We start from the raw sequence: 17,518 nt of genomic DNA on the forward strand, positions 1-17,518 counted from the left end.
CGCGTTGCGCTGAGTCCTGAGGCTGTTGCAATGAAAATGAGAATCAAGGGCATTTCGCGCTCAAAAAACGTGAGGCACGTCGCAGGGTTGCTTTTGGGAATTTGATATGCTATACTATAAAAAATGAGTCCTGAGGCTGTTGCAATGAAAATGAGAATCAAGGGAGAGATATGGAGGTGCAGTGACAGAAAAAATTTATCTTAACAGGGTTGCTTTTGGGAATTTGATATGCTATACTATAAAAATCAAAGCAAAGGAGTTTATCAATATGCGGCAAGGTATTCTTAAATAAAATTTGATAATGGGAACAAAGACAAACGTCCTCAAGGAGAGGGCTTGGTTTTTGTACCCAATTTAAGAATACTTTTGCCTTTTCATTTCATATCGTGATAGACAACGGCCAGCCTTGGCCGCAGTTTTCATGTGTGTCCTACCTATCATCCCCAGCGGTAAAAGTATTTGTCGCTGGGGATTTTTGCGCCCTTCTGGGCCTTGTATGGAGGACAATCATATGAAAATCATCAATATTGGCATTCTTGCTCATGTAGACGCAGGTAAGACGACCTTGACGGAGAGCCTGTTATATACCAGCGGAGCAATCGAGGCGCTCGAGCCGTGGGAACAGCGCGAGATCATGCGCTTGGTCGGTAAGTTCTCCCATGTTCTTAACGAAGAGTGCGAGGCATTTAAACGGCAAGTGGCCGCCGAGAACGAGGCTGACGATAAGGGCGAAGGGGAGACATGCGACTCTTAATGAGATTTATGAGGCCGTATCGCGGGCTGATTGCGGTGACGCTGTTTGTACTGCTGATAGATAACGTCGGCACGCTGCTGGTGCCTACAATGTTGGCGAATATGGTCAATACTGGTATCACGACGGGTGATATCGACTACATCTTGCGCAACGGCGTGTATATGCTCATCGCGACCGGCATGGCCAGTGGCGGCGCGGTGCTGGGCTGCTATCTTTCGGCCCGTCTGGCGGCCAATGTGGCCTGCGACATTCGCAACGCCGTCTACGATAAGTCGCTCGAGCTGTCCGCCAGCGACTTTGAGCGCTTTGGTACGGGTTCGATGATCACGCGCTCGCTCAACGACATCAACGTGATCCAGCAAGCGATCCTGCAGACGATTCAGCTGGTGTTACCGGTACCGTTCTTGGCCGTGGCGGGCATCATCTTTGCCTGGTTTATCGATCCTGCCATGGGTACGCTGCTGGGCGTGGTCGTTGCGATCGTGCTGGTGGCGGCGGTCTTTACCGTTGCCAACGCCGCGCCGATCTTTATGCGCCTGCAGAGCTTTATCGACCGCATGAACGTGGTGCTGCGCGAGAACATCGTGGGCGTGCGCGTCATCCGCGCATTTAACAAGGAGCGCCACGAGGAGCAGCGCCTGGACGAGGTGTTTAGCGATTATGCAGCCAATGCCATCAAGGTCAACCACCTGTTTGTGGGTCTCGATAGCTCCAGCTTCTTTTTGATGAATATCGCCGAGGTGGCGGTGCTGTGGGTGGGCGGCAACCGCGTGGGCGTCCATGCCATGCAAATCGGCAGCATCTCGGCCGTGCTGGAGTACGCGATCCTGATCCTGTTCTTTGTGATGATGGCGCAGATGGTGGTGCTGACGCTTCCGCGCGCCGCGGCGTGCCTCAGCCGTGCACAGCAGGTGCTCGAAATCGAGCCGAGCATCGTGGACGGTAAGGCTACGCTGGGCGACGGGACACCTGAGTCCGCAGATGGGGCCGACACGGTGGCCGTGTTCGACCACATGTCGTTTCGCTTTGACGATGCCGACGAGGACACCCTGTACAACCTGAGTTTTGCCTGCCGCCGCGGACAGACGACCGCGATCGTGGGCTCGACGGGCTCGGGCAAGTCAATGGTGGCCAAGCTCTTGCTTCGCTTCCACGATGCCACGAAGGGCGCCATTCGCCTAAACGGCATCGATCTGCGCGACCTTTCGCAAGACGATATCCGCGGGCGTATCGCCTATGTGCCGCAGAAGGCATGGCTGTTCTCGGGTACGGTGGCGAGCAACCTGCGCTTTGGCAACGAGGGCGCGACCGAGGCTGACATGCTCCATGCGCTGGAGGTTGCCCAGAGCACCTTTGTGCTCGACCAGCCCCAGGGGCTCGATACGCCGGTGGCCCAGGGCGGCACGAACTTCTCGGGTGGTCAGCGCCAGCGCCTGGCGATTGCCCGCGCACTCATGAAGCACGCCGACCTGTATATCTTCGACGATAGCTTTTCGGCCCTGGACTTTAAGACCGATGCGGCACTGCGCCATGCGCTACAGGACGAGACGCGCGATGCCGCGGTGCTCATCATCGCCCAGCGCATCTCGACTATTTTGCATGCCGATCAGATTGTGGTGCTCAAGGACGGTGAGGTCGTGGGCCTAGGCACGCACGACGAGCTCATGAAAACCTGTGAGGTGTACCGCGCTATCGCGGAATCGCAGATGAAGGGAGGTGAGTAGCATGACCGAGGAGCTCAAGAAGCAAGGCATCGCCGATGACGCCGCGGCTGCAGAAACAGTCGAGGAGACGGGCGCCACGTCCGACCTGGACGAAAACGCCAAGGCAGCGGCGGAGCGCGAGGCTCGCCGCCAGGCACTCTACGAGGAAAACGAGCGCGCCGAGGACGAGCGCGCCCGCGCCGAGGCGGAGCGCATGCGCGACGTTGACGACGAGGACGAGGACGAGACGCCCCGCGACACCTGGGCGACGGTGCGCCGCCTGTGGAGCGAGGCCGCCGGCGACCATTGGCGCTTCTATATCGTGTTCGCGAGTATCGTGTTCTATGCCATCTTTAACACCGCGGCGCCGGCTTACAGCGCCCGCGTGATCGATGAGCTGTGGGGGCACATGAAGCTGGCGTTTGCCAACAACACTACCTTCAGCATTACCTGGGAGAACTGCGGCAGGACCATCTTTATCTACTTTATGATCTGGACCGCCGCCGCCTCGTTCTACGCACTCCAGAGCTTTTTGATGTCGAGCGTTGCCGAGCGCCTCAACCTGCGCCTGCGCAACCGCATCGCACAAAAGCTCAACCGTCTGCCGCTTGCCTACTTTGACGCGCATCGTCCCGGCGAGGTCGTCAGCCGTGCGACCAACGACTTGGACAAGATGTCCGAGAGCATGCAACGCGGCTTGCTGCAGTTGCTGGTGTCGATCGGTACCGTGGTGGGCGCCGTGAGCGTGATGTTCGTGTTTAGCGTGCCGCTCACGCTCGTCTTTTTGTTCTTTACGGCGCTTTCGCTGCTGGTGACGAAGGTCGTGTCGCGCCGCACGCACGATGTGACGGGCGAGCGCCAGGAGTGGGTGTCCAAGATTACGAGCGCGGTCGAGGAGGGCTACTCGGGCCGTCTGGTGATCCGTGCGTTTAACCGCGAGCGCCAGAGCTCTGCCGAGGTACACGAGGCTTCGAAGGAGCTGGCGCGCGTGAGCACCAAGGCCGACTTTATGATTAACGCCGTCGGCCCCGCGGTGCGCTTTATCGGCCGTTTGGCGCAGATCGTGATCGCGCTGGTGGGCTGCAGCATGCTGGTTGCCGGGCATATGACCGTCGGCGTGTTCCAGGCGTTCCTCCAGTTCATCTACGAGGCGTCCGAGCCCATGACGGAGCTGTCGTTTACCTTTAACTCGCTGCAGAGTGCGCTGGCGAGCGCCGAGCGCGTGTTCGACCTGCTCGACGAGCCCGAGATGGAGGCCGATCCGTTGCCGGTGGCCGCCGCCAAGCTGCCGGGCAAAGTGGAAGGCCGTGTCGCTTTTGAGCATGTGCGCTTTGGCTATGCGCCCGACAAGCCGCTTATGCGAGACGTGTCGTTTACCGCCGAGCCGGGTCAGAAGATCGCCGTGGTGGGAACCACGGGCGCGGGTAAGACCACGCTCATCAACCTGCTCATGCGCTTTTACGAGATCGACGGCGGCCGCATTACCCTCGACGGCGTGGACACGAGCCGCATGAACCGCGGCGAGCTACGCCAGCAGTTTGGCATGGTGTTGCAGGACGCTTGGCTATTTGATGGCACCATTGCCGAGAACATCGCCTACGGCTGTCCCGAGGCGACGCGCGAGGAGATTGTCGCGGCCGCACGTGCCGCACGGGTCGACTTCTTTGTGCGCACTATGCCGCAGGGCTACGACACGCGTGTGGCTAACGATGCCGAGAGCATCAGCCAGGGCCAACGTCAGCTGCTGACCATCGCGCGCGTGCTGCTCAACAACCCGGCGATCCTCATCCTGGACGAGGCGACGTCGAGCGTGGACACGCGCACCGAGCTCGCCATCGGCCGTGCTATGGATGCGCTCATGCGCGGGCGCACGAGCTTTGTGATCGCGCACCGTCTGTCGACGATCGTCGATGCCGACCTCATCCTGGTCATGGATCACGGCAATATCATCGAGCAGGGTACGCACAAGGAGCTGCTGGCTGCCGAGGGCGCTTATGCCGACCTCTACCTAAGCCAGTTCGCATAAGGTGACAAAGGGTCAGTCCCGCATGTCACATCGAAAAGAAAGCGCGCCGGGGGCGGATTCCCTGGCGCGCCTTTTGTGTTGGCGTTCATGCTGTGGCGGTTGCCCGCGGCCCTAGCGCTCGTCCACGAGCTTGGCGACGAGGGCTTTGAGCTCGGCCACCTCTTGCTCGAGTTCCTTGACGCGACGGGCGTTTTCGGTGATGCCCTGACGGTTGAGGGCGCTCTGCTCGGCGGCATCGTCGGGCATGTACTCGCGATGCTGCTTGGCGTCGAAGCTCTCCTCGAACACGCGGCAGCCGTTGCGCTTGATGATGCGCCCGGGCACGCCCACGACGGTGCAGTTGTCGGGCACGTCCTTGACGACGACCGAGTTGCCGCCGATCTTGACGTTGTTGCCGATGTGGATGTTGCCAAGCACCTTGGCGCCCGTGCCCACGGTGACATTGTTGCCCAGGGTGGGGTGGCGTTTGCCGGTCTCGTTGCCGGTGCCGCCGAGCGTGACGCCCTGGTAGAGCACGCAGTTGTCGCCCACGATGGTAGTCTCGCCAATAACGACGCCCATGGCGTGGTCGATAAAGAAGTGCTTGCCGATCTGCGCGGCGGGATGAATTTCGACGCCGGTGATGTGGCGGGTTAACTGCGAGAGCACGCGGGCAAGCGATCGATGGCCGTGTTCCCACAGCCAGTGCTCGGGCACATGATTCCACTTGGCATGCAGGCCGGGGTAGGACAGGAAGATGACCAGGCCATTTTGCGCGGCAGGGTCCTGCGCCTGGACGGTCTTGATGTCCTCGCGAATGGTGTTGATAAAGCTCACCGGCCGCCCTCCCTTAGCGCCACGACAATGCGATTCAATAAAGTATAGCGATTCGCTAGGGATTAGGAAGGGCAATCTTGCTTTGCTTTAGGCGACAGGTGTCAGTTATGCAAACTTGCTGGTAATGAAGTAAGACTTTTGAGGGGTTTGGCCCGTCCTCGCGCCGCAACCGTATACTGGTCAACTTGGACGTGTCCGCGCCCACAACTGAGAGGTTTTACTTCATGGGTTTCATCAATTTTATCGCCGAGCTGCTTAAGGATCCGCGCACTGCGATCGCCAGTTGGATCGCCGCCGGCCCGCTTATGGCCTACGGCTGCGTGTTCCTAATTATCTTTATCGAGACGGGCGTGGTGTTCTTCCCGTTCCTTCCCGGCGATTCGCTGCTGTTCGCTTCGGGCTTCTTTGCCCACAACGGCGGCTTTAACATCGTGGCCCTGTTGGCCGTCGCATGGACGGCCGCCATCTTGGGCGACCAGTGCAACTTTATGATCGGCCATTTCTTTGGCCGAAAGATCATCGCCTCGGGCAAGGTCAAGGCCATGACGCCCGAGCGCATCAAAAAGTCCGAGGACTTCCTGGACAAGTGGGGTCACCTGGCCATCTTCCTGGGTCGCTTCTTCCCGTTTATCCGCACCTTTGTGCCCTTCATCGCCGGTATGGGCGGCATGCACTGGCGCAACTTTGTCATCTATAACGTGCTGGGCGGTATCACCTGGTCGACGGTCTTTACGCTGCTGGGCTATTTCTTTGGCGGCATCCCCTTTGTGCAGGAGCACTTTGAGCTGCTGATTATCGGCATCGTCGCCGTGTCGATTATCCCGACCGTGGTCGGCCTGGTTAAGGCAAAGCTGGGCAAACAGAACGCCTAGTCCGAGCTTGTTTTCGGATGTTAATTCCAAGGCCCGTCATCGGATTCGATGGCGGGCCTTTTGTGTTGAAGGCAAATGAAAATACTTTACTTAGTTAAAGAAAAGCGTTTTATCCAAGGCGTGCGGGGAGTACAATCACCTGCATGCGAATCGACGCGCCATCGGCTTTGATGCTGCCCGCGTGTCCTGCCCGGCTCTACGCTCCGGGTATGCGACGTTGCGACGCGGCCTGCTTCGGTCCTTGCGTGCGGGTTCGCGAGTATGCAACTGTGTATGTAAGGAGCGACATATGACTGTCGAGAAGAAGGATATCGATTGGGGTAGCCTCGGCTTTGGCTACATGAAGACCGATTACAGCTACGAGGCTCATTGGAAGGATGGCGAGTGGGACGAGGGTGGCCTGACCACCGACCACACCCTGCATGTCTCCGAGTGCGGTGGTATCTTCCACTACTGCCAGGAGGTCTTTGAGGGCCTGAAGGCCTACACCGCCGAGGACGGCAGCATCGTCTGTTTCCGTCCCGACATGAACGCTGAGCGTATGTACAACTCTGCGCAGCGCCTCGAGATGCCCCCGTTCCCCAAGGACAAGTTTGTCGAGGCCGTCAAGCAGGTCGTCTCTGCCAATGCCGCATGGGTTCCGCCCTTCGGCTCTGGCGCAACCCTGTATGTGCGTCCGTTTATGATCGGCTCCGGTGACGTAATCGGCGTGGCTCCCGCTCCTGAGTACACGTTCCGCATTCTCGTGACCCCGGTCGGTCCGTACTTTAAGGGCGGCCTTAAGCCCGTCAAGCTGCGCGTTTCCGAGTACGACCGCGCCGCACCGCACGGCACCGGCAACATCAAGGCCGGCCTCAACTACGCCATGTCCCTGAAGCCCACGATGGAGGCTCACCGCGAGGGCTATGCCGAGAACCTGTATCTCGACTCCGAGTCCCGCACCTATGTCGAGGAGACCGGTGGCGCCAACATCCTGTTCGTGAAGGAAGATGGCACGCTTGTTGTCCCGCAGTCGCACACCGACTCCATTCTTCCCTCCATCACCCGCCGTTCGCTCGTTCAGGTTGCTCAGGACCTGGGCATGACCGTCGACCAGCGTCCCGTCGAGTGGGCCGAGGTTAAGGCCGGCACCTTTGTTGAGTGCGGTCTGTGCGGCACCGCTGCCGTTATCTCCCCGGTCGGCGAGATCGACAACAAGGTCTACGGTGCCGACGAGACTGTGACCTTCCCGGCTGGCTACACCGAGATCGGTCCTGTGATGAAGAAACTCCGCGAGACCCTGACGGGCATCCAGTCTGGTGCTGTTGAGGATAAGCACAACTGGGTTTACACCGTCGCGTAAGCTGTCTTAGCTGTCCGGGCCGAGGGCGACCTTCCTTTCCGGCGCGTCCTCGGGCCTGCGTTACCTCGGCGCTGCCGTTACGGGCAAAATAGATCTGAAAAAAGATGGCGCGCGGCCTTTTAGGCCGCGCTTTTGTTTTGCTTCGTGCCATGTGGGGGCGGTGGCGACGTGCATTTTTGCGAGTATTCTGCAATCGAAGGCCCCTGCATACCGATGTTCGGGCAAAAATCCGTGCTCGTCGATGCTTTTCGCGAATAATTGGCGGGGTTATGGGCCGACAGCACTTGATTTGCAGGGATTTTCGCGGTCTTTGGCCTTTGTCGTGGCACCCGATGCTCTTGGTTATGTTGAATACTCCCAAAAATGCACGGCGCTTAGAGGGGGACCTACGCGAAAAAGGAAACCGCTCCGTCGAAGTATGCATTCGACGGAGCGGTTTATGCATATAGCCGATTCAGGATGCGTTGCCAACTTGTTAGAACTTGACGGTCGGTGCCTGGCGGGCGGCCTCGGCTGCCTCAAAGCCCTGGCGCTCCTTAAACTGGAAGATGCCGGCAAAGATAACGGCAGGGAACGTCTGGATGGCGTTGTTGTAGCTAAGCACGCAGTCGTTGTAGCTCTGGCGCGCGTAGCTTACCTTGTTCTCGGTGTCTTCGAGCGTGGCTTGGAGCTGCGTAAAGTTGGTGTTCGCCTTAAGATCGGGGTAAGCCTCGGCCACGGCGAAGAGCTGGCGCAGGGCGCCGGTCAGCACGTTGTCGGCTTCCATCTTGGCTTCGGGCGTGGTAGCGCTCACGGCGGCGTTGCGCGCGTTGACCACGGCGGCAAGCGTGTCCTGCTCGTGTTTGGCATAGCCCTTGACGGTCTCGACTAGGTTAGGGATCAGGTCGTTGCGGCGCTGCAGCTGCGTGTCGATGTTCTGCCAGGCGTTATCAATGCGATTGCGCTTGGTGACCATGTTGTTGTAGATGCCGGCGATGGCGCAGACAATCACAACGACAACAACGATACCGATGATGACGGGAATCATGGTGTCTCCGTTTCGAATGGCCGCGGCGTCTTCCGCCGGCTGCCGTTGGTGTAACGCTACTAGTATACCCGCAACCCTTGGCGATACCGAACTTTCCGGTAAGCGTTATGTTTCCACCAAGGTGAGGCCGTTCGCCAGGGAGTGGGCGATACAGGTGTAAGATATGCGACAGATTAGTGAACGCTGTCTTTTCCTTGAGGAGGGCGATACGTATGGACCTTCGCATCAAGAAAACCTATCGGGCCCTGTTCGAGGCCTTTACTGAGCTGCTCGAAGAGCATCGGTTTGAGGACGTGACGGTTGCCATGCTGTGCGACCGCGCTATGATTCGTCGGACGACGTTCTACAAGCACTTCCGCGACAAAAACGATTACTTTGCCTTCTACATCGATGAACTCATGTCGGGCCTGCCGCAAAAGCGGGCCGATGCGGATGGCTCGGAGGGCGCCGAGGACGTGCGCGCGCTTCGCCACGAAGTGTTCGCCGATGCCATGGATCTGATTCTGGCGCATGAGCAGCTCATGGATAACATTTTGGCGAGCAGTATGTCGGGCATGCTGACCAGCATGATTTGCGACCGCATCGCGCGCTCCATACGCGGGCGCGTGATGAGCGCGCTTGACGAGGATGCGCTTGCGCCCGTATCGCTCGAGACGACGTCTGAGTTTGTCGCCGGCGGCATTATTCGGCTCTTTACCATGTGGTGGGAATCGGGCCACGTACTGGAGCGCCGATCCGAAATCGCCGACGTGGTCGATGCGCTGTTCGAGCGGACCATGACGCCGGTGAGTCACTAAGAGTGGCGGAGAGAGGGGGATTCGAACCCCCGGAACGCTCTCGCGCTCAACGGTTTTCAAGACCGCCGCATTCAACCGCTCTGCCATCTCTCCGTGAGTCGTAATGATAGCATCGTTTTGGATTTGCAACAGGGGAGGCGAACGATGACGAGCACCGGAATCGATGAGAAGTTCATGCGTGAGGCGCTGTCGGAGGCGCGTGCCGCCGCGGCGGTGGGCGAGGTGCCGATCGGTGCCGTAGTGGTGCGCGCGGGTGAGATTGTCGCGCGGGCGCATAATCGCCGCGAGCTCGACCAGGATCCTTCGGCGCATGCCGAGTTTGCGGCCCTATGCGCCGCCGCTCAGTCGCTTGGACGCTGGCGCCTTTCCGATTGTACGGTCTACGTGACGCTCGAGCCCTGCTGCATGTGCGCGGGGCTTATGGTTAATGCGCGCGTGGGGCGCTGCGTGTACGGCGCGGCCGATGCTAAGGCGGGCGCTCTGGGGTCGCTATACGACCTCAATGCCGATTCGCGCCTGAATCATCGGTTTAATGCGACGGCTGGGGTCTTGGCGGATGAATGCCGCGAGCTGCTGAGTAGCTATTTTGGCGGTCTGCGCGGAGCGGGCGGCGCTGATTGCGGTTGTGGGGCCGATCTTGAAGCACACGCCGCTCACGCCGCAGCGCTTGCAGGTGCCGGTGAGGATGCTGGCGCGGCAGTTGACTTTGGTCCTGCGTGCCGCCGGCCCCGCCGTGTGCTGCTGGCGATTGACTCCTTTAAGGGCAGCGTGTCGAGCGCGCAGGCGGAGGAGGCCGTTGTCGAAGGCGTGCGCCGTGTATGGCCCGATGCCCAAGTGGCCACGTTGCCGCTGGCAGATGGTGGTGAGGGAACGCTCGATGCCGTTGCCGCGCGCGGCGGTGAGATTGTGACCTGCGAGGTTGCAGGGCCCTTTGGCGAGCGTGTGCCTGCTCGGATGCTGGTTGATGTCGAGCACGAGTCGGCTGTTATTGAGATGGCCGAAGCCGCGGGCATCGGGTACTCGCCTTGCACGGAGTCGTCGGCGCTTGCGGCTTCGACCTATGGCGTGGGCGAGCTGATGCTCCGTGCGGTTCGTGCCGGGGCAAAGACTATCTATATTGGCTTGGGCGGCAGCGCCACCAACGATGGTGGCGCCGGTATGCTGCAGGCGCTGGGCGCGCGCCTTGTCGATGAGTGTGGCTGCAATATCGCCCCCGGTCTTGTGGGCCTTGAGCAGGTGGCGAGCGTTGATTTGGCGCCAGCGCTGCAGGCTTTGGGCGGCGCACGCATCGTCGTGCTTTCCGATGTCGAGAATCCGCTCGTGGGACGTCGCGGGGCACTTGCGGTGTTTGGCGGGCAAAAGGGCCTGCCGACAGACGATGTCGAAGCGCTGGGCGGGTACGACGGCTGGATGGTCGGTTACGGTCGCCTACTCGATACGGCGATTGCCGAGGCGCGGGCCCAGGGGTTACTGCGCGTGCCCGAGGGCGCGCGGACGTTTGGCTCGGTGCTCGGCGTGCCCGGCGCCGGTGCCGCTGGCGGTCTGGGCGCCGCGTTGCTGGCGCTTGGTGCCGAGTTGCGTTCGGGCGTTGAGACGGTGCTTGATCTGATTGGGTTTGACGAGCACGTGCGCGATGTCGACCTGGTCATAACGGGCGAGGGCAACATGGATGAGCAGTCTGCCGCCGGCAAGGCGCCGGTGGGCGTGGCCCGCCGTGCCAAGCGCTATGGCAAGCCGGTTGTTGCCGTCGTAGGTGGTCGTGCCGACAACCTGGATGCGGTGTATGGGCAGGGCATCGACTTGGTGCTTCTGATCTGCCGCAAGCCCATGCCCCTCGACCAGGCGCTCGGCGTGCAAGAGGCCACAACCAACCTCATCTGCGCCGGTGAAGCAGCCGCCCAAGCCTACGACCTCGGCCGTGTCTAAAACCTATCTCTCTATAAGTTGCGGTGAAATACGGAGTGTTTTTGCCTTTAAGGGGCCAATTCAGTCCGTATTCCACCGCAACTTCGTGAATGGTCATCCGAGGCTGGCCGCCTTGTGCCTTGGGTCGGACCGTCCGCCACAAAATGCGGCCATCTACTACGTTTAACCGGCCGCCCTCGACCATCTCGGAATTTGCAAAAATGAAACCGCAGGTAGAGAGCTTGCCGGTTTTCGAAAAAGCCGGCTATGGTTGACCCCTGCGGCCTAAACGTAGTAGATAGGCCACTTTCGTGGCACAGCGTCAGACCAGTCTTTTTGGAACGGGGCGATTTTGACTACTTGCCGATCCGATTGCCCGAGTAGTCAAAAAAGCCTCGTCCCAAATTAGCTACCTTGCCCCATCGGGCGGGAGCGGGTAAGATATATCGAGCGCCTAGCGCGTTCGATGGGTTCGGATGACGACATGTTCCGAATCTGGTCAGGTCCGGAAGGAAGCAGCCATAAGGAGCCTCTGTCGGGCATCCGAATCCATCGAGCGCACGGGCTTTCTTTTTGCGCGGTTTTACCAAACCGCGCAATGCTCGACGCTGCGCGCCACCCAGAGCGACAATTTGTCATTCAAAAGGCAAGGCATGACCAGAAGGTCTATGCCTTGCCTTTTTCATGCCAACTTGTTCGCTCTGGGTGGCGCTCGCCGGCTTTGCCAAAACATAGGCGGCCACGTGGTCCGGGCGTGATGGAGTGGTGTCTCGCTGGTCCTCGGCTTTGCCTGCGGAATCGCTCGACTACCAAACGCCCTGCCGGCACTCGCGGGTAGCCGACCAAAACCGCCTGAAGGGTCACATTTATCTGATAATTGAATCCCTGGCGTTATGTCGCTTGCTAACTGCGCCAAAACAGTGACGGTTTTTACCACCGCTCAAGACTCTTCTGTAACGAGTTGCTTACGCATCTTCAGGGTTCGCCGTACTATCATGAATCAGATTGAAGAGAGATGATGATAGGGAGCGCCTTTTTATGATTGAGCTGCTCAGGCGTTTTGGTGGCAAGTTTCACCGATATATGGTGATTGGCCCTGCGTGCAAGTTGATTGAAGTGATCTTTGACTTGCTGACGCCGCTGGTGATTGCCCAGATGATTGATAAGGGCATCGGCGCGCACGATGTGAACGCCGTCGTCCGTTACGGCGTGGTGCTCGCCGCCATGGCTGTGATCGGCATCTCGTTTACGCTCGTCTGCCAAAAGATGGCGGCGCTCACCTCGCAGGGCATGGGCACCGATATCCGTGGTGCGCTCTACGAGCACATCAACAAGTTGAGCTATGCCGAACTCGACCGTTTTGGCACGCCGTCGCTCATCACGCGCATTACCAACGACGTCAACCAGGTGCAGCTCGCCGTGGCGCTGGGCGTGCGTATGCTCATCCGCTGGCCTTTCCTGGCGGTGGGCTCCATGGTCGCGGCCCTTGCCATCGACCTTAAGCTCGGCATCATCTTTTTGATTTGCACGCCCGCCATTGGCCTGGTGTTCTGGGTTGTCATGGCGCGCTGTATTCCGTACTACAAGCAGCTGCAGGCAAAGCTCGACCGCATCGCGCTTATCTGCCGCGAAGGCCTTTCGGGCGCTCGCGTGGTCCGTGCGTTTGTGCGTGAAGATCACGAGCGTGAGCGCTTTGCCCAAGCCGCCGATGACCAGGCCAATACTGCCATCGCGGTGGGCAAGCTCTCGTCGATTCTCAACCCCGTCACGTTTCTTGTGATGAACCTGGGCGTGTGCGCCATCCTGTGGGTCGGCGGCATCCAGGTCAACGTGGGCGAGCTCACGCAGGGTCAGGTCATGGCGTTTGTGAACTACATGACGCAGACCCTGACCTCCATCGTGTACGTCGCCAACCTGGTCGTGGTCTTTACCAAGGCGAGCGCCAGCGCGTCGCGTATCAACGAGGTGCTCAATTGCGTGCCGAGCATTACCGATGAGGGCAACCAGCCGGTCGCACTGCCCGAGCCGGGCAATGTCGCTCCCGTTCCTGCGTTGAGCTTTGACCATGCGAGCTTTTCGTTTGGCGTGGGCGCGGCAAATGCCGTGAGCGATGTGACGCTGGAGCTGCCGGTGGGCAAAACGCTCGGCATTATCGGCGGTACGGGCAGCGGTAAGTCGACGCTCGTCTCGCTTATCCCGCGCCTGTACGACACGGGCGCCGGCAGCGTGAGTGTAATGGGTGCCGACGTGCGCGCCTGGCCGCTCGATCAGCTGCGCCATGTGGTCGCGACCGTACCGCAGCGCGCGTCGCTCGTGAGCGGCACGATCCGTAGCAACCTAACCTGGCGCGACGAGTCGGCGACCGACGAGGAGCTTTGGGCGGCGCTCGATATGGCGCAGGCCAGCGAGTTCGTGCGCAACAAGCCGCAGAGGCTCGACGCCCCGGTCGAGGCGGGCGGCAAGAACTTTAGCGGCGGCCAGCGCCAGCGCCTGACCATCGCGCGTGCCCTGGTGGGTTCGCCTCAGGTTCTGATTATGGATGACTCTGCCTCGGCGCTCGACTTTAAGACCGATGCGGCGCTTCGCCATGCCATTCGCGAGCGCAGCGTGCGCGGTGCCGCCGAGGGCGGGCTGCCGCTGACGACCGTCATCGTGAGCCAGCGCGTCTCGACCGTTCGCGATGCCGACATGATCTGCGTGCTCGACCACGGCTCGGTCGCGGGCCTGGGTACGCACGACGAGCTGTACGTAAGCTGCCAACTCTATCGCGAGATTTGCCAGTCGCAGCTTCGCCGCGAGGAGCTCGAGGGTCAGCAGGGGAGTGCGGCGCCCGCGTCCGTCCCAAGCGCCCCGATCGCCTCCACATCCGCCTGCGCAAAGGAGGGCTGCTAAATGAACCCGTACACTTCTTCCGGCTCGGTCGCTACGATGACGGCCAACGTGTCCGGCAACGATAACCTCAACGACTTGGGTGACGGTCCGCGCCAGCCCGGCGATCCCGAGCGCTATCCCGTGGGTGCGGTGACCCGCCGCCTACTGGGCTATGTTCGTCCGCACCGCGTCTCGTTTACAGCGTCGTTTGTGAGCGCCGCCATCTCGGTGATTCTGCAGCTCTACACGCCCATCCTCATCGGCGAGGGCATCGACCTCATCGTTGCCGCCGGGCAGGTGGACTTTGACGCGCTGCTGCCGCTCGTTACCAAGCTCGCGATTGTCGTGGTGGGCGCGGCGGCCTTCCAGTGGCTGCAGGGCTACTGCGTCAACCGCCTGTCCTACGAGACGGTGCGTGACATGCGCGTGGAGGCGAGCGACAAGCTCAGCCGCATGCCGCTCAGCTTTATCGACAGCCACGCCCACGGCGACCTTATGAGCCGTGTGGTCAACGATGTCGACCAAGTGGGCGACGGTCTGCTGCAGGGCTTTACCCAGCTTTTCACCGGTGTCATCACCATCGTTGGCACGCTCGCGTTTATGCTCTCCATTAACCTGACCATGACGCTCGTGGTGGTGCTCGTCACGCCGCTTTCCATTTTTGCAGCCGGCGCCATCGCCAAGCTTTCCAACAAGAGTTTTACGGCCCAGCAGCGTATTCAGGGTCAACTGGGCGGTCATATCGAGGAGTATGTGGGTGAGCAAAAGCTCGTGGACGCCTTCGCCTACGGCCCGCACGCTCAGCAGCGCTTCGATGCCCTTAACGCCGAGCTCTATACGGCAGGTGAGCGCGCGCAGTTTATGGGCTCGCTTTCCAATCCCGGTACGCGCTTTATCAACAACATCATCTATGCCGTGGTTGCTGTGATCGGCTGCGTGGGCGTGATCACGGGCGTGCCTGCGGCGCTCACGGTGGGCGGCGTGCAGATCTTCCTGTCCTACGCCAACCAGTACACCAAGCCGTTCAACGAGGTTACCAACGTTATTACGCAGATTCAGACCGCGTACGCCTCGGCGCGCCGCATGTTTGCGCTGCTCGATGCCCGCGAGCAGGAGCCTGATGCGGCGGATGCCGTTGAACTTGCCGCCCCGCAGGGTGAGGTGACCTTTGAGCACGTGGACTTTAGCTATGTGCCCGACCGCAAGCTGCTGCAGGATATCTGCATCGAGGCCAAACCCGGTATGCGCTTTGCCCTCGTCGGTCCCACGGGCTGTGGCAAGACGACGCTCATCAATCTGCTGCTGCGCTTTTACGATATCGATGCTGGGCGCATCGCGGTCGATGGTCGCTCCTCGCGTGACTACACGCGCGCGAGCCTGCGCCGCGCCTTTGGCATGGTGCTGCAGGACACCTGGCTGTTCGAGGGCACGGTGGCCGAAAACATTGCCTACGGTTGCCCCGATGCCACGCGCGAGCAGATTGTCGAGGCCGCCAAGCGCGCGCACGCGCACAAGTTTATCGTGCAGCTGCCAGGCGGCTACGATACGGTGATCGGCGAGGACGGCGGCACGTTTAGCCAAGGTCAAAAACAGCTGCTGTGCATCGCGCGCGTCATGCTCACCGACCCAGCTATCTTGCTGCTGGACGAGGCGACCTCGAGCATCGATACGCGTACCGAGCTGCAGGTTCAGGCGGCATTCGACGAGCTTATGGCAGGTCGCACAAGCTTTGTCGTGGCGCACCGCCTGAGCACCATCCGCAACGCCGATTGCATTCTGGTGATGCGCGACGGCCAGGTTATCGAGCGGGGCACACACGACGAGCTGCTGGCGGCAGACGGCTTCTACGCCGAACTCTACCGCAGCCAGTTCGCCCAGTGAGCAAGCCCGTGGGGCAAATTAATCAGGTTTGTTTGTCCCATAGAGCGATCTTGTTATATAGCGTTCTACCAGCGCGTGAAACATTTTGACGATACTCCGTGACACAATTTGACGGCGTTTTGTGAAACAGTTTTTCGGCCATTCGTGAAACGTTCTGCGGCGGTTTCAATCCGAAGTACATACTGTTCGAAATCTGTCCAAAGATGTCGTCTGCGTCGCCAATCGACAGACGGTGGTTTACATCTGTCACGTTAGTACTAAGATATTCATCTAATAAATTGCATTAGTGGATTTAGTTTTGGGGGAAACGAGGCAACGTGACTATGACGTGCTCTTTGGTGGTTAACAGCAAGAGCGGTAATACCAGGATGGTTTCGGGTGCGATCAAGCGCACTCTGCAGACTGCGGGCGTTGAGTTTGTCCACGCCGCGGCGTTGAGCGACGATGCGGACGCAGATCAGGTTGCGCTCGAGGCGCAGGGCGCCTGCGCGGCCGACACGGTGCTCGTCGGTTTTTGGTGCGACAAGGGCGCGTGCACGCCGTCGGTCGCGGCGTTGCTCTCCGCCTTGCACGGCAAGCGCGTGTTCCTGTTTGGCACCTGCGGCTTTGGGGCCGACCAGAGCTATTACCAGCAGATTGTCGACCGCGTAACTTCCAATCTGGCCGAGGATGCCGAGCTTGCGGGCTGGGCGATGTGCCAGGGCAAGATGGGTCCCGCGGTTAAGCAGCGCTACGAGGCCATGCTCGAGCAAGATCCCGAAAACGCCCGATTTAAGATGCTGCTCGACAACTGGGTTGCCGCAAAGGATCACCCCACCAAGGAGGACCTGGACAACATGACCGCAGCCGCCAAGAAGGCCGTGCTGGGGGAGTAGCTCCCATCGCTGACGGCGGTCGGTCCATCTTTCTAAATGAAACGTCCTCCCGGGCGTCGGGGCACGAAGTTCCCTGCTCTACAGTCCTGCGCAAGACGAAGGCCACATTAAGTGGCCTTCTTTGCGTGCGGAACTCGCGATGAACTTCGTGCCCCGCCGTCCGGGAGGACGCCTCTTTATTGATGGGAGGCCTGATAGGTCGATGGTTCCGTGCCCGGATGCGTCCAAAGTGGGACGGGCTTTCCGGATGGGCAGGCTTTCGAAAAATGCGTCCCGGAATTTGCCTTTGGAATGGGACGTAGTTTCCCGTTGAGGTGCTTTGCGGAAAGTGCATCCCACTCTGGGCGGTCGAAGTGGGACACACTTTCCCAAAGGCGCTCCAACGGGAAATTGCGTCCCATTATTCGGTCAAGAAACGGGATGCATTTTCCCAATGAGAGCAAAACCGGAAAATGCATCCCACAATCAGCCCTCAAAGTGGGACGCCGTTTCCCAATGAGGCTCAAGCGGAAAATGCATCCCGGAATTTGCGCTCAAAGTGGGATGCGGTTTCCGGTTGAGGGTCTAAGGGGAAAGTGCGTCCCAGAATCGACGCTTGAAATGGGATGCAGTTTCCCGATGAGGCACTCGACGGAAAATACATCCCAGA

11 protein-coding genes, 1 tRNA gene, 1 other RNA gene and 1 pseudogene are annotated in these 17,518 nt (G+C 60.0%); 11 read left to right on the top strand and 3 right to left on the bottom strand.

All coding sequences use genetic code 11. The annotated features are described in order from the left end of the window. Window positions 1-511: 511 nt before the first annotated feature. The 3 genes and pseudogenes from DW211_RS08505 to DW211_RS08515 form a co-directional block, all read left to right on the top strand. Window positions 512-604 (top strand): annotated as a pseudogene (locus DW211_RS08505) (GTP-binding protein); the annotation flags it as partial. A 137-nt stretch (window positions 605-741) separates the two neighbouring features. Beyond that, entirely contained in the window at window positions 742-2,478 is a 1,737-nt protein-coding gene (locus DW211_RS08510) for an ABC transporter ATP-binding protein (protein WP_199576756.1), read from the top strand. Between the two features lies 1 nt (window position 2,479). Continuing rightward, complete coding sequence (locus DW211_RS08515; protein ID WP_118260289.1) at window positions 2,480-4,483, top strand: ABC transporter ATP-binding protein; 2,004 nt, start codon at window positions 2,480-2,482, stop codon at window positions 4,481-4,483. 111 nt (window positions 4,484-4,594) lie between these two features. On the opposite strand, the gene cysE is transcribed toward DW211_RS08515, so the two are convergent. Continuing rightward, the gene (gene cysE / locus DW211_RS08520; protein WP_117635598.1) at window positions 4,595-5,299 is read right to left on the bottom strand and encodes a serine O-acetyltransferase; all 705 of its coding nucleotides are present in this window, start codon (window positions 5,297-5,299) and stop codon (window positions 4,595-4,597) included. A 224-nt stretch (window positions 5,300-5,523) separates the two neighbouring features. Here cysE and DW211_RS08525 point away from each other — a divergent pair, with 224 nt between their 5' ends. Then, window positions 5,524-6,171 (top strand): DedA family protein, encoded by a 648-nt coding sequence (locus tag DW211_RS08525; RefSeq protein WP_118256262.1) that lies wholly within the window; start codon window positions 5,524-5,526, stop codon window positions 6,169-6,171. Between the two features lie 289 nt (window positions 6,172-6,460). Then, window positions 6,461-7,513, top strand: a complete 1,053-nt coding sequence (locus tag DW211_RS08530) for a branched-chain amino acid aminotransferase (protein ID WP_117840400.1) — start codon at window positions 6,461-6,463, stop codon at window positions 7,511-7,513. A 475-nt stretch (window positions 7,514-7,988) separates the two neighbouring features. Here the strand turns inward: DW211_RS08530 and DW211_RS08535 are convergent, their stop codons facing one another. Beyond that, window positions 7,989-8,540 carry a LemA family protein gene (locus DW211_RS08535; RefSeq protein ID WP_089573514.1) on the bottom strand — a complete coding sequence of 184 codons (552 nt, stop codon included), beginning with the start codon at window positions 8,538-8,540 and terminating at the stop codon, window positions 7,989-7,991. Between the two features lie 212 nt (window positions 8,541-8,752). On the opposite strand from DW211_RS08535, the gene DW211_RS08540 reads away from it, so the two are divergent. Further along, window positions 8,753-9,337: a TetR/AcrR family transcriptional regulator gene (locus DW211_RS08540; protein WP_118260291.1), complete on the top strand. Its 585-nt coding sequence runs from the start codon at window positions 8,753-8,755 to the stop codon at window positions 9,335-9,337. Window positions 9,338-9,340: 3 nt separating this feature from the next. Here the strand turns inward: DW211_RS08540 and DW211_RS08545 are convergent. Further along, window positions 9,341-9,430: transfer RNA gene (locus DW211_RS08545), tRNA-Ser, on the bottom strand. A gap of 51 nt (window positions 9,431-9,481) precedes the next feature. Between DW211_RS08545 and tadA the strand changes: the two genes are divergently transcribed. The 5 genes from tadA (at window position 9,482) to bilS (ending at window position 16,869) form a co-directional block, all read left to right on the top strand. Further along, complete coding sequence (gene tadA, locus DW211_RS08550; protein WP_118260293.1) at window positions 9,482-11,263, top strand: tRNA adenosine(34) deaminase TadA; 1,782 nt, start codon at window positions 9,482-9,484, stop codon at window positions 11,261-11,263. A 442-nt stretch (window positions 11,264-11,705) separates the two neighbouring features. After that, window positions 11,706-11,801, top strand: an RNA gene (gene ffs, locus DW211_RS08555) — signal recognition particle sRNA small type. Window positions 11,802-12,280: 479 nt separating this feature from the next. Continuing rightward, entirely contained in the window at window positions 12,281-14,134 is a 1,854-nt protein-coding gene (locus DW211_RS08560) for an ABC transporter ATP-binding protein (protein WP_118260295.1), read from the top strand. Beyond that, entirely contained in the window at window positions 14,135-15,994 is a 1,860-nt protein-coding gene (locus tag DW211_RS08565; RefSeq protein ID WP_118260297.1) for an ABC transporter ATP-binding protein, read from the top strand. It abuts the gene before it with no gap. A gap of 323 nt (window positions 15,995-16,317) precedes the next feature. Further along, the gene (gene bilS / locus DW211_RS08570) at window positions 16,318-16,869 is read left to right on the top strand and encodes a flavodoxin family protein BilS (RefSeq protein WP_118260298.1); all 552 of its coding nucleotides are present in this window, start codon (window positions 16,318-16,320) and stop codon (window positions 16,867-16,869) included. The last annotated feature ends 649 nt before the right edge of the window (window positions 16,870-17,518 follow it).

The organism is Collinsella sp. AM18-10, from assembly GCF_003471585.1.
GTDB lineage: Bacteria > Actinomycetota > Coriobacteriia > Coriobacteriales > Coriobacteriaceae > Collinsella.